General features: G+C 61.7%; 15 protein-coding genes. 7 read left to right on the top strand and 8 right to left on the bottom strand.

Annotated features, from left to right (window positions below):
* Nucleotides 1-8: 8 nt before the first annotated feature.
* The gene (locus LJE93_02125) at nt 9-878 is read right to left on the bottom strand and encodes a DmsE family decaheme c-type cytochrome (GenBank protein ID MCG6947698.1); all 870 of its coding nucleotides are present in this window, start codon (nt 876-878) and stop codon (nt 9-11) included.
* 69 nt (nt 879-947) lie between these two features.
* A complete protein-coding gene (locus LJE93_02130; GenBank protein MCG6947699.1) occupies nt 948-3,062 on the bottom strand; it encodes an OmcA/MtrC family decaheme c-type cytochrome in 2,115 nt (704 codons plus the stop codon).
* Between the two features lie 465 nt (nt 3,063-3,527).
* Between LJE93_02130 and LJE93_02135 the strand changes: the two genes are divergently transcribed.
* The 3 genes from LJE93_02135 (at nt 3,528) to LJE93_02145 (ending at nt 9,188) form a co-directional block, all read left to right on the top strand.
* The gene (locus LJE93_02135; GenBank protein ID MCG6947700.1) at nt 3,528-4,595 is read left to right on the top strand and encodes an endonuclease/exonuclease/phosphatase family protein; all 1,068 of its coding nucleotides are present in this window, start codon (nt 3,528-3,530) and stop codon (nt 4,593-4,595) included.
* A 112-nt stretch (nt 4,596-4,707) separates the two neighbouring features.
* Nucleotides 4,708-8,202 carry an alpha-amylase gene (locus LJE93_02140; protein ID MCG6947701.1) on the top strand — a complete coding sequence of 1,165 codons (3,495 nt, stop codon included), beginning with the start codon at nt 4,708-4,710 and terminating at the stop codon, nt 8,200-8,202.
* Nucleotides 8,199-9,188 (top strand): hypothetical protein, encoded by a 990-nt coding sequence (locus LJE93_02145; protein MCG6947702.1) that lies wholly within the window; start codon nt 8,199-8,201, stop codon nt 9,186-9,188. Before LJE93_02140 ends, LJE93_02145 begins: the two co-directional genes overlap by 4 nt.
* On the opposite strand, the gene LJE93_02150 is transcribed toward LJE93_02145, so the two are convergent.
* Both LJE93_02150 and LJE93_02155 read right to left on the bottom strand, forming a co-directional pair.
* Entirely contained in the window at nt 9,148-9,435 is a 288-nt protein-coding gene (locus LJE93_02150; protein ID MCG6947703.1) for a hypothetical protein, read from the bottom strand. The genes LJE93_02145 and LJE93_02150 overlap by 41 nt on opposite strands.
* A 17-nt stretch (nt 9,436-9,452) precedes the next feature.
* Nucleotides 9,453-10,241 carry a hypothetical protein gene (locus tag LJE93_02155; GenBank protein ID MCG6947704.1) on the bottom strand — a complete coding sequence of 263 codons (789 nt, stop codon included), beginning with the start codon at nt 10,239-10,241 and terminating at the stop codon, nt 9,453-9,455.
* A gap of 80 nt (nt 10,242-10,321) precedes the next feature.
* On the opposite strand from LJE93_02155, the gene pyrC reads away from it, so the two are divergent.
* The 4 genes from pyrC to LJE93_02175 all read left to right on the top strand — a co-directional run bounded on the left by pyrC (nt 10,322) and on the right by LJE93_02175 (nt 14,565).
* Nucleotides 10,322-11,368 carry a dihydroorotase gene (gene pyrC, locus LJE93_02160; protein ID MCG6947705.1) on the top strand — a complete coding sequence of 349 codons (1,047 nt, stop codon included), beginning with the start codon at nt 10,322-10,324 and terminating at the stop codon, nt 11,366-11,368.
* 65 nt (nt 11,369-11,433) lie between these two features.
* Nucleotides 11,434-12,639: an ATP-dependent 6-phosphofructokinase gene (locus tag LJE93_02165; GenBank protein ID MCG6947706.1), complete on the top strand. Its 1,206-nt coding sequence runs from the start codon at nt 11,434-11,436 to the stop codon at nt 12,637-12,639.
* A gap of 160 nt (nt 12,640-12,799) precedes the next feature.
* Entirely contained in the window at nt 12,800-13,183 is a 384-nt protein-coding gene (gene gloA, locus LJE93_02170) for a lactoylglutathione lyase (protein ID MCG6947707.1), read from the top strand.
* Nucleotides 13,184-13,401: 218 nt separating this feature from the next.
* A complete protein-coding gene (locus LJE93_02175) occupies nt 13,402-14,565 on the top strand; it encodes a THUMP domain-containing protein (protein ID MCG6947708.1) in 1,164 nt (387 codons plus the stop codon).
* A gap of 45 nt (nt 14,566-14,610) precedes the next feature.
* Here the strand turns inward: LJE93_02175 and LJE93_02180 are convergent, their stop codons facing one another.
* From LJE93_02180 to LJE93_02195, 4 genes are all read right to left on the bottom strand, one after another.
* Nucleotides 14,611-15,720 carry a radical SAM protein gene (locus tag LJE93_02180; GenBank protein ID MCG6947709.1) on the bottom strand — a complete coding sequence of 370 codons (1,110 nt, stop codon included), beginning with the start codon at nt 15,718-15,720 and terminating at the stop codon, nt 14,611-14,613.
* Nucleotides 15,717-17,087 (bottom strand): hypothetical protein, encoded by a 1,371-nt coding sequence (locus tag LJE93_02185; GenBank protein MCG6947710.1) that lies wholly within the window; start codon nt 17,085-17,087, stop codon nt 15,717-15,719. Before LJE93_02185 ends, LJE93_02180 begins: the two co-directional genes overlap by 4 nt.
* Nucleotides 17,084-17,533, bottom strand: coding sequence for a hypothetical protein (locus LJE93_02190; GenBank protein ID MCG6947711.1), 450 nt, complete (start codon nt 17,531-17,533; stop codon nt 17,084-17,086). The genes LJE93_02185 and LJE93_02190 overlap by 4 nt, the downstream gene beginning before the upstream one ends.
* Nucleotides 17,534-17,664: 131 nt before the next feature.
* A partial coding sequence (locus LJE93_02195) for a hypothetical protein (protein MCG6947712.1) occupies nt 17,665-18,549 on the bottom strand: 885 nt, incomplete at its 5' end.

Here is an 18,549-nt window from a genome sequence, read left to right on the forward strand (position 1 = left end):
TTCACCTCCTACCTGGTCAGCAACGGCGACGTGTTGGACCCGTGGATCTTCACGTGGCACGTTGTGCAGTTCTGGTATCGCGGGCTTCGCAGGTCGTGGATTGACGGGGGCTGCGAGCCGAGCGTGCCGCCCTCGATCGGGCTGTGACATTCCAGACACAGATGGGCGACACGGGCCCTGGTCAGGGACATCGGATTGACCGAGCCGTGCGGCTCGTGGCAGCTCAGACAGTCGCCGGTCATACCGGTCACGTGCGGATAAACGAAGGGACCGCGCTTCTCGGCGTGGCAGGAGAGGCACGCGATCTCACCCGAGCGATCCACCTTGAGGCTGTGCCTGCCCCGGCCGCCGTGCGGGTTGTGGCAGGAAACGCACTGCAAGCCGCCGCGATCGAGTTTGTGTCCGAAAGCCTTTTCGAACGAACCGGCAGGTGAGGGGTGGCAGCTCGCACAGAGCTCGTTGGCCGCATCCTCGAGCATCTTCGGCTGTGACGTGCCGCTCGCGTGCACGTTGTGGCAGGAGATGCAGGTGACGGCGGCCCCGGAATGCACCGAGTTCTTGGAGAACATGGTCCGTGTGTTGCCGTGGCAGGACAGACAGAGCATCTCGCCATCCGCACCTTCGGGCTTGCCGATCAGCGACGCATCGCCGCCCTCCTCCATGTGACGTTCGCCGTGACCGTGGCAGGTGACGCAGGACGGCCCACCTCGTTCCTTGATCGCGTGCACCGTCGTCTGGAAATCGGCTGCGATCTCTTCGTGGCAGACGGCGCAGTCCTCCGAGGGATCGCTCCCCTGGGCCTCCGCCGTCGCTCCGGTACCGAGGCCGAACGCAGCCGCTATCGCAGCCCCGGCCACCATGTACGTGAGTTTTTTCATACCCGTTCTTCCTTTCCAGCTGGCACGCGACCCACCGCTCCTGCGGCGGGTCGCGCGGACACGGGTTTCCTAGTGAGCATGGGCGCTGTCGACCGAGAACTCGCGATCTTCTCCGTGGCACGAGCCACAGGACTCACCGAAAGGCGCCGTTTGGGTGTAGGCGTGGGCCGCGGCGTCGACGCTGTCGTGGCACGCCAGGCAGGCGGCGGCCGCCGGCTGAGTGGGCGAGTAGAAGCTGCGTTCGGTGGTCACCTCCATCGTTCCCGCGGGCAGAGGCACGTTGTAGGTGCCGTCGAGGTGGCACATCGTGCACGTCCGTCGGTCAGCGGGGAACTCGACGTGGTTGTAGTTGTTCACAGAGCCGCGGTAGCCATAGACCGTGAAATCTGCGCTCAGCTCTGCGCCGGTGTGGAGACGATGGATCAGCCAACGGAAGTCGATCGACTCAGGCGGCAGCTCTTCCTCAGGGCGGACCTCCTCGTCGCTGTTGTTAGGTCGGTGACAAAAGACGCACTCCTGGATGCTGAAGCGTTGGCCGCCGTGCAGCGACAACGCGCCGTGGCAAACATTGCAGTTGTCGATCGCCACCACTTCGCGCCGCGGCATCGCCTCGTTGTCGGTCACCGCGGCGTAGAAGATCGGGTTGATCGCGCCCTCTGTCACTTCGAGACCCTCGAACGAGAGGTCGTCGATCACCGAGGTTCGGCGGACATCGGCGGAGAAGCCCCAGGTGCCGGTCGCGTCCTCGGGGATCGGGTCCTCGAAGGCCATCATGTACTCGTCACCGACCAGGGTCGCGTCGCGCCCGTCGACCGAGATGTCGATCGAGTGGTCGATGGTGTCACCGATGGGACCGGCCATCCTCAGGGTCAGGGTGCGGAGGCCGGAGATCGGGTCGACCAGCGTCCCGTCGTCGTTGGTCAGGCGGAAGTACACGGTCGGCGCGCTGCCAGGAGCGACATCGGTCACGTCGGTGATCTCCATGTTGAGGCCGGCGAGCTGCATCGATTGGGCCGGAATCGTGTGCGCGCCCATGACCGAGATGTCGAACTCGGTTCCACTGTCGGGCACGTGACAGGCGGCACACAGGCTGTCGTCGGTCTGGGCCACGGGGTGATTCTCGCCAGTCTCCCACACGATATCGTCGTGGCACGAGCCGCAGGCGTCGCGGTTGGGCCGGGCATACCAGATGTAGCTCTCGGGCGTGTCCGGAGCGTGGCAGGTGTCGCAGTTGCGAATGTCCTGCGTCCACTCCACCTCTGAGTAATCGTTCACCGACTGGTTGTGGCCGATGATCTGGTAGGGGATACCGGCCTGAACGCTCGGCAGGTCGGCTCCCGTGTGGATCTTGTGGATCATCTGCTTGAAGTCGACCGAGTTGCCGGTGTCCGGATCCCAGGTCTGCTTGTTGTGGCACAACATGCAGAGCTTGACTTCCCGGCGGGTCCCGCCGTGGAACGCCAATTGCTCGTGGCAGCCGTTGCAGGTGGCGTCGAGCATGCCTTGCCACTGGTCGACGACGTCGCCCCCGTCAGGCACGAAGTCGAACTCGACGTTGTCGTACTGTCGGGTCTCGAGCGGTGTGTCCCTCAGATCGCGGGTTGCGTAGATGCCGAGCGTGTGGGTCACCGACATGTCGTAGCCCTCGGGCAGCTCGGTGGCGAAGATATATCGGAGGCGGCCCATCTCGAGGTCTTCGGTAGTGCCGCCTCGGTCGGTCGAGGCCTGATCGGCGGTGTCACCTGTGATCGGGCTGGTCTGGGCCCGCGTGGTGTAGGCGACGTAATCGCGCCGAACGGCGTCGTACCAGGCGAGAATGAAGCTGAAGCTGATCGGCCCCGGCGTCTGGACACCGGCACGATCGAGCGGCGCTCCCATGTCGTCAGCGAAGCTGATCTCGACCACCGGGTGGCGATCCGCCGGGATTTGGATGTCCTCCACCGTGACGTGAATTCCCGGCCGGATGTATTGGAGCTGTTTCTCGGTGAGGTAGAACTCTTTCTGATTCTTGGTGTATTGGACCCTCGGATGACTGGGTGCCAGGCGACCCGACGATCTCCTGGCCGACGCGGGCGCTCTGATCGACTCGTGCGCCTTCACCATCCCCGGGCTCTGGCCCATCGGTACTGTCGTGACTCCCGCCGTCGCCAGAATCACCAGGGTCTTTGTGATCGTAAACATCATTCTGCCTCCTTGCTGTACTCCGCACGATTCACACAATCGCGCCGGCTCGCCGACATCTGACTGCGTAGAAACACATGAGAAGAGTGGTTTTTTCTGCGCCGTGTGGGGGTCGTTTCGATCTGTCGTGCACACGATTCGGGGCACTCGTCAACAGTGGAGTGCGACAATCGTGCGTTTTGAGATTGACTGATTGTGGAATCGAGTTTATGCAGATCGGGAAACGGGAGTCTCAACCATTGCATGACTGTGACAGAGTGAAGCTTTTTCAATTGATTGTCAATACAAATGATCGAATAGACAATTAGTTATATTAGTTCAAGATCAGAACATGATTCATGCTTTGTTTACAAGTGTTTGAAACTCTTGCGGATGCTCGAACTCGAATTCGCATTGTCAGTATCAAATTGAGATTGAGCATCTTTTGGAGTCCAAGGTGATTGAACCTTGCACCCGAGGAGGGGGGCGGTGAAACTGCCTCCTATGGTGAGCCGTTCAAAAACACTTGTTGTAGGCGTCGTAACCACGATCCTTCTGATCGTCGCTCTTGCAATCGTAATGCGGGATCGGCTGCGGTGCGCGGGATTTCCCGGTCCATCCGTATCGGCGAATGAGGTGCCCGCCGAAGCCGCCGCGGAGGGAACACTCCGCATCGCCTCGTGGAACGTGCGCAACTTTCCCCTCGACGAGCGTCCTCAGGAGGCTGATCTCGGGTATTCCCGCCGCACGAACATCTGTGATTTCGAAGCTGTGCTCGGTGGCCTGAAGGCGGATCTCTTCGGCCTCCAGGAGGTCAACGACATCCGTCGTTTCGGCCCGATCCTCGAGCGCGCCTGCGCTGGGAGGCCGATGCAGGTCAGATACTCCGCCCGCGGGGGGAGATTCGGTCAGCACCTCGCAATCGCGTGGGACGATTCGGCCCTCGAGCTGGTTGGAACCCCGGTTGACATCGTTGGGCTCGCGCTCGATCCCGGAATGAGGCCGGCGTTCGCCGGATATCTGCGGAGCCGCCGCGCCGGTGGCGTTGATTTCACTGTCGTGGTCGTTCATCTGGAGTCCGGGCCCGGGAACTTCGGCCAGCGGAGGAGCCAGAATCGGGCATTGGCCGCCTGGATCGAGGGCCGGATCGAGGAGATTGGCGATCCGGACTTCGTCGTCCTCGGTGACTTCAACACGATCGGCTCACCCCGCGGCGGTGTCGAGGGAGAACTCCAGTCGGTCGACGCAGTACTCGGCCGAGTCGGACTCGAACGACTGGAGAATTCGCTCGGCTGCACCTCGTATTGGGAAGGTCCGGGAGACCGCGACGGTGTCCAGACGCCTTCCCTGATAGATCACGTGTTTGTCCGTGGCTTCGGGCCGGAGATGATTGCCGCGCCCCTCGAGGTGTGGCTCCATTGCTCGAGATGGCAGTGCGGTGAGTTCATTTCCCGGCCCGGAGGAGAAGACGGCACTTTCTGGGACGTGTCCGATCATTGCCCGCTGACCTTCGAGATTCGCGATGCAAATCTCGAAGGTCAGAATTCTGAATTTTGAATTCTGAATTCTGAATGTCGATCAGGCGACGCGTCTTTCTCATTGGGGGTGTGGGCGGGGATTCCGAATTCCGAAATCTCCGTGCGCCTGTATGATGTGCGCGGATTCTGAGATGAACACCCTTTTGAACCGATCCTGGAACGGCGCCCTTCGAGAATTCCACGTCGCGCGTGCAGTGCGCGATGCATATGGACTTGACGACACACTTTTCTCTTCCACCGGCAACGTGGTGTTCGCCGATTTCCGCGCTGCGAGGGAGTTCGCCCATCGCATCAACCAACGGCGGCCGCCGGAGCACGCGGTCGGCGCGAGCGACATTTACGCTCTGGGCCTGATCGACGAGGCCCTCCACCTCCTGATCGCCCGCCATCGCCGAGAGAGATCTCCTGAACTCTGGACCGAGGCAGTCGAACTGTTGACCGGGAGTATTGGGGCCGGCCCGTTGGAGCAGCTGTTGTGGGCATTCGTCGAGGAGTTCCCCCCGACGGCCGTGTACGGCGGAGATATTTCGGCAAGAGAATTCCTCGAGGGCGAGACGGCCGGTGAGTCTCACCGGGAGGCGGTCCTCGAAGAGCTGGTTCTGTTGTCGCTCGCAAACCGGAACCCGGCCTTTGCGCCCTACCGCGAGTTTTTTGACGACAGCAGTCTCCGAGAGTCCACCGCGTATGGCGAGGCCGTCCGGCGTCTCGATTCTTTTCTCTCGGCAGCGGAATCCTCTGGCCCGAGAGGCGAGAGTCTGCTGGACCTCCTGTTGGCGCCGGTTCGGGCCGCCCCGGACTCCCTGCAGGGGCAGCTCGAGTTCATCCGCACTTCCTGGGCGGAGCTGTTGGGTCCCGACCTCGCCCGCATTCTCGGTGGCCTCGACTTCCTGGCCGAGGAGCATCGGGCGTGGTTTCCGGCCGGACCCGGGGTGGTCGAACCGCCGGACTACGGCATTCTCGCGGAGACCGGCGAGAGATATTCGGCAGACCGCGACTGGATGCCTCGGCTGGTATTGCTGGCGAAGAACGCCCATGTCTGGCTGGCGCAGCTGAGCCGCTCCAGCGGGGCCACGATCACCACCTTGGACGGTATCCCCGACTCCGAGCTCGAGCGTCTGGCGAACTGGGGATTTACAGGTTTGTGGCTGATCGGGGTGTGGGAGCGAAGCCGGGCGTCCGAGAGAATCAAGCGCCGCATGGGTGATGAAGACGCGGTCGCATCCGCGTACTCACTCGAGGACTACCGGATCGCAGATGCGCTCGGCGGTGAAGCCGCCTTCGAAAACCTGAGCGAGCGGGCGTGGCGGTACGGCATCCGCCTCTCGACCGACATGGTCCCCAACCACATGGGCATCGATTCTCGGTGGGTCATCAATCACCCGGACTGGTTCCTGTCGCTCGACCACTCACCCTATCCGACGTACAGCTTCAACGGGCCGGATCTGTCGGACGATCCCAGGGTTGGGATATTCATCGAGGACCACTACTGGGACCGCTCCGATGCGGCGGTGGTCTTCAAGCGGGTGGACCGCGAGACAGGCGATGAACGATTCGTCTATCACGGCAATGACGGCACCTCGATGCCGTGGAACGACACCGCTCAGCTCGACTACCTCAAGCCCGAGGTTCGCGAGGCGGTGATCCAGACCATCCTGGCGGTGGCCCGGCGATCACCAGTCATACGCTTCGATGCAGCCATGACGCTGGCGCGACAGCACTACCATCGCCTGTGGTTCCCGGAGCCCGGAGCCGCGGGCGCGGTGCCCTCGCGGGCCCAGTTTTCCCTTACTCGCGCGGAGTTCGACCAAGCGATGCCTCGCGAATTCTGGCGAGAGGTCGTCGATCGGGTGGCCGAGGAGGCGCCCGACACCCTTTTACTGGCCGAGGCTTTCTGGCTCCTCGAGGGATATTTCGTGCGCACCCTCGGCATGCACCGGGTATACAACTCGGCATTCATGAACATGTTGCGCGACGAGCGCAACGCCGAATACCGGCAGCTGATCAAATCCACTCTCGAGTTCGACCCTCGGATCCTCAAGCGATACGTCAACTTCATGTCGAATCCCGACGAGAAGACGGCGATTGACCAGTTCGGCACCGAGGACAAGTACTTCGGCGTGGCAACCCTGATGGCCACGATGCCGGGACTGCCGATGTTCGGCCACGGCCAGATCGAAGGCCTGGCCGAAAAGTACGGGATGGAATTTCAGCGACCGCGTTGGGACGAGTCGACGAATGACGGGCTTGTCTGGCGGCACGAGCTCCAGCTCTTCCCGCTTCTGCGGCGGCGTCATTTTTTTGCGGAGGTTGATCGCTTCCTGCTGTACGACTTCCTGACCGAAGACGGGACGGTCGACGAAAACGTCTTTGCCTACTCGAACGACATCGGTGGAGAGCGAAGCCTGGTCGTGTACAACAACCGTTTCGGTGAGACGCGAGGACGGCTGCTCGAATCCACTGCCGTTGTCGAGAGCACGGATTCCGAGCAGAAGAACCTGGTGCGGAGATCTCTGGCGGACGGTCTGCGGCTGCCCGAAGGCGACGGCAGTTGGGTGATATTCAAAGATGCCATCTCGGGTCTCGAACACGTGAAGTCGTGCTGCGAACTCCGACGGGCCGGTTTCCGGTTCGAGCTCGACGCGTATCGCCTTCACTGCCTTGTCGATTTTCGTGAGGTGGCTGAGGATGATGACCACCCTTGGGGCGAACTCGCTGGTCATCTGCAGAACCGCGGCGTGCGAAGCGTCGATGACGCCCTAGGACAGTGGCGGGCGGCAGCCATCCTCGAGCCATTTCGACGCATGCTCTCCCCGGAGACGCTCGAGCGATTGGCCTCGAGCGAACACTCGAAGAGTGCGGAGTCCGAGTTCTTCGATGTCGCACGCACCGAGGTCGGCGAGCTGCTCGAGGCTGTCCAGAAAGAGGCCGGCAAGGATGACGCGAAAGGTGGAGCGCTGACCGAAAGCCGCATCCTCACCGAGCTTGAGACCGTGTTCGATCTTGCACGGTTTGCTCGGGACGACGAGGATCACGGACGGGACAACGGCTGGATTGGCGAGCTCGGGGATGCTCTCGAAGATCCGGCGAGTTGGGCGATGGTCGTGACCTGGGTCATCGCCCGCCACCTGGGAGAAATCGCGGGCGTCGGAAAGAGGTCGGAAGCGACCCGTCAGCTCTACGCCGATTGGCACCTGCGTTCGACATTGGTCGACGTCGTGGTGGCCCTCGGTCGCTCCGAGGGCGATGCCAGGCGCGTGGCGGAAATAGTTGATCTTATGATCCAATCTGTCGAACGGAGACCGCGGGGGTCGGGGCTGGAGGGTCTGGGTTCGGTCCTGGCCACGCTTGTGGACGGTGAATCCGGCCGCCGCCAGCTGCGCGTCAATCGCCACGACGATGTCCTGTGGTTCCATCGCGAGTCGTTCGAAGAGCTGCTCCTGTGGGTGCTTTTGGGATGGGTTTCCGATGCTGTCGTGGAGGACAGTGCGACGGCCCCGGCGACGGTCACAGCTGCTGCGGCCGTTCTCGAAACCCTCGCTGAGGCTGCGGAAGCCTCCGCTTATCAGTTGGCCGACTTCCTCGAAATCTTGGCGGCTGCCGACGACATCGCGAAGTCGAACGGGTGATGGATCTTCGCCCGCTGTGCCGTCCCTTACCGCTCATCCTGATCGCGCTCTTCCTCGGGGTGGCGATCGTCGACCTTGTTCACTCAGTCCGTGAGGAGCCTCTTCCGCCCCCGCAGCTCGGAGAGCCGGGTGATGCGCGATTCACAGCAGAGGAACCGGTCATCGATTTCCGACCGGACCGCTCGGACCCTTCGGTCGAGCTGCTGCCGGCGCCGGTGCTCGAGGAAGGCGCCTGGATGCGCCCGGAAAAGCGTGGTGTGTGGGCCAAGGGAGAATCGGCCGAGATCGAGCTCGACCTCCATTCTGGTGGGTATCGAGCCCTGGTATTGGAGTGCCTGCCGGCGGGCGGTAGACGGCCCGTCCGCTCGCTGCATTTGACTGTCAATGGGACCGACTGCGGAACCCTTGACACAGTCACCGGCTGGCAATGGCTCCGATTCGAGCTTCCGGTCGGGGCCGTGCCGCCGGGATCCAACCGGTTTGCACTGACATTTCCGGATCGAGCGGGGGTGCCGCGGAAACGTCGGGCGCTTTTGGTTCGCAAGCTCGGACTCTTCCTCGAACACGAAGCCGGCACATCGGCTTTCGACAACATCCGCCAGGTCCTGGTCGATCTGGAAACAGGGCGAGCGACGATCAGGCGATCGGGGATCCTCGAGATTCCAGTCAGCCTGGAGGAGCGGACCGATGCACTTCAAATGCGCTTCCGGTTTCCATCCGGCGCCGGCCGTGCAGAGGTGTCGGTTTCACGCAACGCCGAAGACGGTGCCGGAACCGTCGATGCGCCACGGAGAACGATGGATGCTGCGCAAGGGGCGTCAGGTCGCATCCGGATACCGCTCCACGGCCGCCGGGGCCTGTACGTCGTGAGAGTTCGGGCCCAACTTGAGGGGGCGGACGCTTCTCTGGTGATCTCGTCGTTGCAGCTGGTCGAGGAAGGTGATCCTACCCGTCGTCCGGTGGGCGCGAGTTCTCACCTGAACTGAGAGTTGGGTCGATTTCATCAGCAGGGGTGATGTCCCGCGGCTCTGGGTCGGGCTCACCTCGCTTCTTGAAGGTGGCGGCGATGAAGGTGAGGATGGCCAGCGTCAGTTCGTCGATCAGAGGTATAGGGTCCGCAACCACGAGATCGACCAGAAACAGACCTCCGAGAATCAAGAAGAGGTAGGGATATCGCATCCGCGGCAGATAGCGGTTGATCAACGTCGTGATTGGAGAGATGCGTGGTGACATCAGTTTCTTCTCCAGTCTTACGTGCTGTCCTCTTCGTCAGCCGCGTCGATGTTCCCTTTTGGCTGGTAGGAAGAGAAAATGCTGGGCTTGCCGTACAACCCGGATGCCTTGACGACCAGGACCTGGTTCAGCGGGACTCCCTCGATCCATTTCAGGAGCCTGTCATGCAGACGTCGCAGATCGTCGGGTTCCAGTTCGATGGATTGCGAAGCGAGGAAATCTCCGAGCAGATCCTTGGTCTCGTCGGTGAGCTCTGAGATGCCTTTGAAAGTCTGCAGGAGCGGTTTGTTTTCAGTGTCCTCGAGCACCAACCGTGCGCTCGGATCGATTTTCAGGTCCTGGGACGAGCCGATACCGTCGACGTATCTGCCGGCGATGGCCGGCATCGGTTCATCGGCGGCCATCGACTCCAGGAGGTCGTCCGTTACACGACACATCAAGGCGAGCGAGCTGTGGATCGAGTGGATGGCTTCTCTACAGTCTCCCGGCGCCTTGGCGGGTTCCTGGGCGGCGAACCACCCCGTGAGCTGTCCGAGGAATTGGTCGAATTTTGCCAGGCGGTCGGCTGAAATTTCGGCTGCTGGAGCAAGCTTTGGCGGCAGATCCACCTGAATCTCGGGATCGGGATCTTCACCGATCTTTTCCGCCAGAATCTCGGCCAACGCCCCAGCTCGAGCTCTGATCGCCGTGGCCATGGTCTCGCCACCATCCCCGACCTTCCAGTCACGACGTTCGCCGATGAAGGTGGAAATGCGCTCGATATTCCGCGCCGCCTTCTCGAGTTCGTCGATCGTGATACCCGCCATGTTGCACCCGCTTCTTGTGGATTCTGCATTCTATCGGTTCCTCTGTCAAAATATGCGATCATGCCGGAGGATTGGCTTTAATGGAGCTTCGGATCGCCACCCCGGACGACTGGCACCTCCATCTTCGTGATGGAGAGCCGATGAAGGACATCGTCGCTCACAGCGCGCGGACCTTCGGCCGTGCTGTCGTGATGCCCAATCTGCGACCGCCGATCACCACCGTCGCCGATGCTCGCGCCTACCGACGACGCATCTGCAATGCAATTCCGGAGGGACTACCGTTCGAACCGCTGATGACCCTCTACCTGACTGACAAGACGCCGCCTTCCGAGATCATCGAGGCCGCGGCGGATGCAATCATGGCGGGTGTCAAGCTCTATCCCGCGGGTGCCACGACGAACTCGGACGCCGGAGTGACCGACCTCGAGCGGGTGCTGCCTGTCCTCGAGGCGATGTCGGACCACGGCCTTCCGTTGCTCGTCCACGGAGAAGTCGCTGATTCTGGGGTCGACATCTTCGATCGGGAGATGGTCTTCATCGAGAACGTCCTCTCGCCTCTCATCGATCGGGTGCCTGGTCTCAGGGTGGTCCTGGAACACATCACCACGGCAGAAGCGGTCGGATGGGTGCTCCAGGCACGTTCCGGCGTGGCAGCCACGATCACCCCGCATCACCTGATGCTCGACCGAAACGCGATCTTCAACAACGGCATCAACCCACATCACTACTGCCTCCCGATTTTGAAGAGGGACACCGATCGGGAGGCATTGCTCTGGGCAGCCACCAGCGGCAGCCCGCGCTTCTTCCTCGGAACCGACAGCGCACCCCACGCTCGAAATGCAAAGGAGTGCGCGCACGGATGCGCGGGCATGTTTTCTGCCCACGCTGCCATCGAGTTCTATGCCGAGGTCTTCGAAGAGGCGGGTGCCCTCGATTTTCTCGAGGGCTTCGCGTCGTTTCACGGTGCGGATTTCTACGGCCTGCCACGGAATGAAGGCTTCGTCACACTGGTTCGGGAGGAGTGGAGCGTGCCAAGCGAATTCGACTTCGGTGATGCCGAGGTGGTGCCCCTTGGTGCCGGTGGCACCGTGCGTTGGCGGCTGGTCGAGAGGAAAAAACCGAGCTAAATTCGAGCATGCGCGAGCCGATTTCATTGGTTCGGCGGCGCGTCGCGATGCTCAAGGAGAGTGAAATGCCGAAAACGAAGAAGTACCGTGGAACGATCGGAATCCTGACTGGTGGTGGCGATGTGCCTGGTCTCAACCCGGCCATCCGAGCCGTCACCGTGCGGGCCCTTCGTGAAGGCTTCAGGGTTCTCGGGATTCGCCGCGGATGGGCCGGATTGATCGAAATCGATCGTGATCGAAAGAACGGGTCCGACTACGTTATAGACCTTACCGAAGAGGTCGTGAACAAGGTCGGCCGGACGGGCGGGACCTTCCTTCACAGCTCGAGAACCCGACCGTCACACGTGCCGCAGACTGCCCTTCCGGATCACCTCAGAAGTCGTTACACGGAGGACGTCAACGATCTCACGGAGGAGGTGCTGGCCAACATCGAGTATCTCGGGATCGACACGATGGTACCGATTGGCGGCGACGACACACTCTCCTACGGTGTCCATCTGCACAGAAAAGGCGTGCCGGTGATCGCGCTTCCCAAGACGATGGACAACGACGTTCCAGGCACTGACTACTGCATCGGATTCTCGACCTGCGTCACCCGTACGATCGCAATGACCCATGCCCTGCGGACATCTGCCGGAAGTCACGAGCGGTTTCTGGTGATCGAGGTTTTCGGAAGGTACGCGGGCTTCACCGCATTGTTGCCAACGATGGCCGGTGCCGCCAACCGCTGCGTCATTCCGGAGCACCCCTTCGACATCGAGCACCTGTGCGAGCTGCTGTCCCGGGACCGCGAAAAGAACCCTTCAAAATACAGCGTTGTGCTGGTTTCGGAGGGTGCGACCTTCACCGGTGAGTCAGAGATGGTGTACGAGGATCAGGAGAAGGACATGTACGGCCACAAGAAGCTGGGCGGCGTCGGCGATCGTGTGGCCAGGGCCCTGCGTGAGTGTTCGCCGAAGTTCAACAACGGCCGTCGGGTCAATGTCATCAACCAGCGGCTCGGGTACCTGGTGCGCTCGGGTGACCCGGACGCTCTCGACTCGGTGGTGCCCATGGCCTTCGGCAACCTCGCGATGGACCTGATTCTGGATGGAGTGTCCGGTCGTCTGGTAAATGTGCGCAACGGTCGCTACGACAACGTGCCAATCGATGTGGTGACGAGCCGGAAGAAAGTCGTGGACGTGGGCAAGTTCTACAACACCGAACGCCTGCGGCCAAAGTACACGCGCTTCGAAGGCGCACCGGTGTTCATCATGACCAGCGACTACTGATGCCAAATTAGGAGTTAGGAGTTAGGAATTAGGAATCCCGCGCACCCGCCGACAGTATTTCGGATTTCGGATTTCCCACCCGCGCCCCCAGAGAATGGGGGGGGTGGTTGGGAATTCCTGATTCCTCGTTCCTAATTCCTCATTCAAACCGGAGGTGAACGTGAGGCTTTTACACACAATGATTCGCGTCGGTGATCTCGACACGTCGATTGCTTTCTACACGGAGGCGCTGGGGATGGAACTCCTCCGCAAGCACGACTATCCGGAGGGGAAGTTCACCCTGGCGTTCGTCGGCTACGGTGACGAGGAGTCGAACACCGTTCTCGAGCTCACCCACAACTGGGACACCACTTCGTATGAGCTTGGGACAGGCTTTGGTCACATCGCCATCGGCACCGATGACATTGTTGGCGCCTGCAACCGGGTACGCGAGTACGGCGGCGAGGTGACTCGCGAACCGGGTCCGATGAAGCACGGCACGACCGTCATTGCGTTCGTTAAGGATCCGGACGGGTATACCATCGAGTTCATTGAGAGGAATTAGGAATGAGGAATTAGGAATGAGGAATTTGGAATGAGGAATTAGGAATGCCGCCTACTTGGCAAATCGCATTTTGGATTTCGAATTTCGAATTTCGGATTTTCCATCCTCACCCCCAGAGAACGGGAGGGGGGCTGGGAATTCCTCATTCCTAACTCCTCATTCCAGATTCGTGTATTTGATCGCTTGTCCTCGGCAATGCGCTTCTGTAGTGTGCGGCCATGATCGAGCTCGGCAGGAATCAGTCGCTGGTTGCGACTTGCGCTCGTGGGCTCGAGACGGTGCTGGCCGACGAGCTACGCGTCCTGGGTGCCGGTGGTGTCGCGCCGGACCGTGGTTCGGTCCTGTTCTCCGGGGATCTGCGGACTGTCTACGACGTCAATCTCAGGTTGAGAACGGCGATGCGGGTGCTGGTGCCTCTGGTGCGCGGCGAAGTCAGGTCGCGGGAGGGTCTCTACGACCTGGCGGCGTCGATCGCCTGGGAGGCGGTAATTGCCGACGGCCAGACCCTGGCGGTCGAAGTCGTCGGGCGGCATCGCGCCTTCCGCAACACCAACTTCGCCGGCCAGGTAGTGAAGGACGCGGCGGTCGACCGGCTGCGGGAACGGCGAGGTCGGCGGCCCGACGTTGATCGCGAAAACCCGGACATCCGCCTCCACCTGCGTTTGGTCGAGAAAGGTGCCAGCACGCTCAGCCTGGATTCCAGCGGCGAGCCGCTGTCCCATCGGGGCTACCGGCCACGGGGTGGGCCGGCTCCCCTTGCGGAGACTCTGGCCGCGGGGATTCTCTTGCTCGCCGGGTACGACGGCTCCGAACCGTTGCTCGACCCGATGTGCGGTACAGGTACATTTGCGGTCGAGGCGGCTTTGATCGCAACCGGGACCCCACCCGGCCTGCACCGCGAGTTCGCCTTCGAAAAATGGGCTGCACACGATTCGAGGGCTTTCGGAGAGGTCCAGCACGAGGCGAGTCACGGTCATCGTGATGCGTCTCAGCCGATTGTTGCGCGGGACCGTGCCGATCGGTCGGTCCGGTCGACGCGGCGCAATCTCAAGGCGGCATGGATGGACCCCTGGGTCGAGGTCGAGCAGCGCGACGCGCTCGATCTGCTGCTGCCGTGGGGTTCGGGCGGGATGATCGTGGCCAACCCACCGTACGGCAAGAGGGTGGGTGAGGTCGACCGGCTGTACGGATTCTACCGACGCTTCGGGGACAGCCTCAAGAAGCAGGCGACCGGCGCGACGGCGTGGATTCTCGCCGGCGAGCCGCGGCTCGCCAAGGTCATCGGACTCAAGCCCTCTCGGCGCATCCCTCTCTTCAATGGCCCGATCGAGTGTCGCCTTTTGAAGTTCGAGATGTACGAGGGAAGTAGGAAGAATCGTTGATTCCGGTCCGTCATCTGGGTCGGCGGTCAACCGTCGACCCCCGTATCAACGCACGCCGGCGAACCCGGCGTTCTCTTTCACGAAAGGTCTGAAGAACGCGTCTTTTTTCATGTGACAGGTCTGGCAACTGCCCACCGGACATCCCATTCGGAGCCCCTTCGATATGTCCCTGAGACGGTCTGATTCCGCAATTTCCCGGTAGCCATCACGAGGAACTATGGCGATGGGTTCCGCTTCCCAAAATGGGCACGGCAGAACGGCCCCGTTTGGGCGGATGAGGAGAAGTCTGCCGGGAAACGAGCACCCGTTGAGCAGTTCGTGGAGGGTTCGACGCCAGCTATCCGCACCCTGGATTCCGGAACTGATCAACCAGATCTTGTGTGTGATCTTTCCAGCCACCGACCGCCGTGTGTTTGGCTCCGGGTCCATTGCCGGGTATGCGCTCAAGCGAAGGCCGCGCGAGGTCGCTTCACGCGCCACACGCCAGAGCTCTTCCATGAGCTCTGCTCGCTCAACATAGCTGAGCAGTTCGCCACGGTTGTCGACACCTTCGGTCGGGACAACGAATCGGACGTCGATCTCATGCGCTCCGATTGAAGCCGCAAAACGGGGCAGCGATCTCAGCTGGTCCCGGTTCGACCGCATCCAGGTAAATGTCACGCGCAGCTCGGGCTGCGGACGTGATCCAGCGGCTCGGACCCGCTTCAGCAGGTCGAGGCGTGAATGGAGTCGCTGCCAGGACGCACCGGCACGAATCTTCTCGTAGGTCTGCCGGGTCGTGCCGTCGATCGAGACGGCAACAGTGCGTACCCCGTTTTCGACGATCGCACGCGCCTTGGCCTCGGTGAGGGCCAACAGATTCGTCTGCAACCAGATATTCGGAACGCGGTGACCATGGCACGTGCGCAGCCACCTCGAGAAATCCGGATGGAGCAGAGGTTCGGCAGAGCAGCCGAGTCCGAGCGTGTGGGTGAGCGGAAGCAGATCTGAGGCAATTGTTCGAAAAACCGCCCCACTCATATCACCGTTCGCTCCGGGTTCGAGATCGTATGGTCTGAAACGGAGCAGGTCCGTGGAGGAGAAGCAGCACATCGTGCATCGGATGTTGCACCGGCTCGTGAGGTCGAGAATGAGCTCGAGGTGACGGTGCCTCATGAAATCGCCTCGCGGATACCTGCGCCGTGCGTCGCGTCGTTGCCAGCCGAAAAGACGACCACCCCGAGACCGAGGATCCAGGCCGAAACCGCGGTCTGGATGAGGCGCGGAAAGGTCCACACGATGAGTTCCAAGGGGTCGCCGACGGCATGAAGATAGTAGATGACGGCAAAGAGGGGGACTCCGAACGCGGTCGCCAGACCCGGTAGCGCCCGAGAGAGTGGCCTCCATCCCATCAGCAGCAAGGAGATCAGCGGCACGAACCAGCCGACTGCGGCAGGCCCCGTGGCGAGCAGCCGGCCGCAGACGCGGAGGACCAGATCGATGTTGACGAAGCTGATGACGAAGGCCTTTTCACGAATCGGGTCAGCGAGGGGAAGATCGTGGGTGACCCGCACGGCCGCCCAGATCGCCAGGGCCACAAACGCCGGTGAGATCAGGGTCAACGCCTCTCGGACAACTCGCGGCCTCTTCCATATGAGGTCTCGCGTCGTAGTGCCGCCGATGATCAGGGCTGCCACGACACCACCTTCGCTCTTGGTGAAGACGGCTCCCGCCAGAGCGATCGCTGCGACCCAGCGCAGTTGCCGCGGACCGCTGGCGGGCTCCGTCAGAATGACGACGAGGGCAATTGAAACGCAGAGCAATAGAAAACCGTCGGCGTTCCCGCCGGAAAACGAGGCCGTCGCCATTGACATCAGCACGCCGTACCAGAAACAGGTCACGACAGCTGCCGCGGGCATTCCGAGGCGAGTTTCGAGAACGGAGAAGATCACCGCGGCTGCAGCACTCAGACATATCCAGGTGAGCGACGAAATCGCGAGCCATGGCATCGATCCCGCAATCATCGAGCCCCATCCGAGGAGGACCGGCCACAGGGGAGGGTAGTTTGGGTGGAGGTGAATCATGTACGGCTGCCGCAGCAGATCGAAATCGATGCCCCGCTCGAGCGCGAAATGAACGGCCTTGACTCCCCAGAAATACGACAGATCGGCGGACGTTGCCGCGCCGGCGGCAAAGGACAAAAGGCCGGCAGCTGCAATCAGAAGAATGGTGACCGACACCACCCGGGTTTCGTATCCGACCGTTGTCCGAGGAGCGGGAAGCATCGGGGTTTCCGTTCGTGTCGTCAGAAGAGCGGCCACGAGTGTGAGGACTGTAATGAAGATGATGAACCATGGTGACCAACGGAAACCGAAGGCGGATTCTACCGTCAGGATGGCCGCAACGGCGAGCGAACCGGTTGCCCATGCCAGCGAAGTCCTGGCTGCAAACGAGTAGCCTCTCAAAGTTCGATGAAAGGCGACCGGAAGGCCCACGGCGCAGGGCACGCCAATGATTGCCGCCAGAAAGACTGCTAGCGTCATGGTCGGAATGTCAGGCGTTCTCGGAGGGTCCCTCCAGGAACCGACGCGACGAACGTCTCACCCTTCCTGGTGCCCCGGGAGTCGCCGTACACGAGGACGAAACGGGCGGACGCACCGGCAGGGACCTTTTCGCCGTAGTACGACGACGGCATCAGCCGAGATTCCGCAAGCAGTCCGACCGACATCATGGCAAGGCTCATTTCGACATCACGATCGCCGGCGACAACGGTGAATGAGGAATTCTGTGGGATCAGCGGCGCCGCCTCATGGAGAAAGCGCCACTGCTCGGCGTGCCCCGTTCCGGTGTTGTCAAATGGAGTGCGTTGTGACTGCTCGAGATCGTCGCGCCAAAGAGGTTGGGCGAGCAGCATCACAAGTGAGATCAGGGCGCCAAACCACCAGAGGCGCATCGCCCGACGCCGATGTCTTTCGGGTGCGGGAATCATGACCCGAGCGTAGCAGAGAATTCGATGAACGAGACGACATCTCAATTGATGCGGTGTGCGAGCCGGGCCGGGATCGGCTGCACGAAAAAGGGCCGCCCGAAGGCGGCCCTTATGATGGATTGATCCGACCCCTACGGACAGGTCGCGAATGCGGTGGTGTCAGTCACCGCGTTGGCCGGTTGCCCGAGCGGGTTGTTGTACTCGATCTCCTCTCCGCTCTTGCCGTAGGTCTTGACGAACCCGGTCAGGGTGTCGGTGACCCGGGTCGTGAACTCGACATTGGTGGTGGCGGCGAAGAAGACCCAGTAGTGATCGTTGACGGAACAGCCGTTGAGGACCTTGAACAGCATCTCCCAGTTGTCCTCTCTGAAGAAGTAGAAGATGCCCGAGTCGTCGGAGCCACACTCCGTGACCATGCCGGAACCGGTGTTGCCGTCCTGGTCTCTCCAGGTGACCTCGACCTTGAAGCGCCCGCCCTGGAGGCACATGGTGTCGGCGTCGGGCGCGCAGGGTTCGAGCCCGCTCGCGAGTGCGGCGGTCGACCTGTCGAGGATCTCGAAGGTGAAGAGCGGGTTGTGGACGCCGAGGCTGCCGTCGGAGTGCAGCAGGTTGTAGTTCCACCCCGCTTTGATCAGGAAGGGGTTGGCGTGGCGGTAGAGATCGAGGGCTTCGCCCATCGGCGGCACGACGTCGATGTCCGACATGCGCGTCAAGCCGATGGAGGTGCCGTCGGTGAGCTCGAGCGCCATCGCCTGCCGGCCGTGGCTTTCGCCGAACTCGATTTCGGCGATCTGACCGGCATCGGTGATGGTCGCGTCACCGTTGACGTCGATCGTGTTGCCCGCCTCGGTGAGCTCATCGATCAGGTTGTAGAGAGCGTTCTCGATCATGTCCTGCAGCTGAATCAATTGCTCTTCGACGGGCCCCTGGATTGTGTCCGCGGTGAGGTTGGTGTGGCAATTCTGGCAGATGTCCGCGGAAGCGTAGAAGGTGTGATTGGTCCCGCCAAGGTTGTA

It is taken from the genome of Acidobacteriota bacterium (assembly GCA_022340665.1).
In the GTDB taxonomy this organism is placed as follows: Bacteria; Acidobacteriota; Thermoanaerobaculia; order Thermoanaerobaculales; family Sulfomarinibacteraceae; genus Sulfomarinibacter.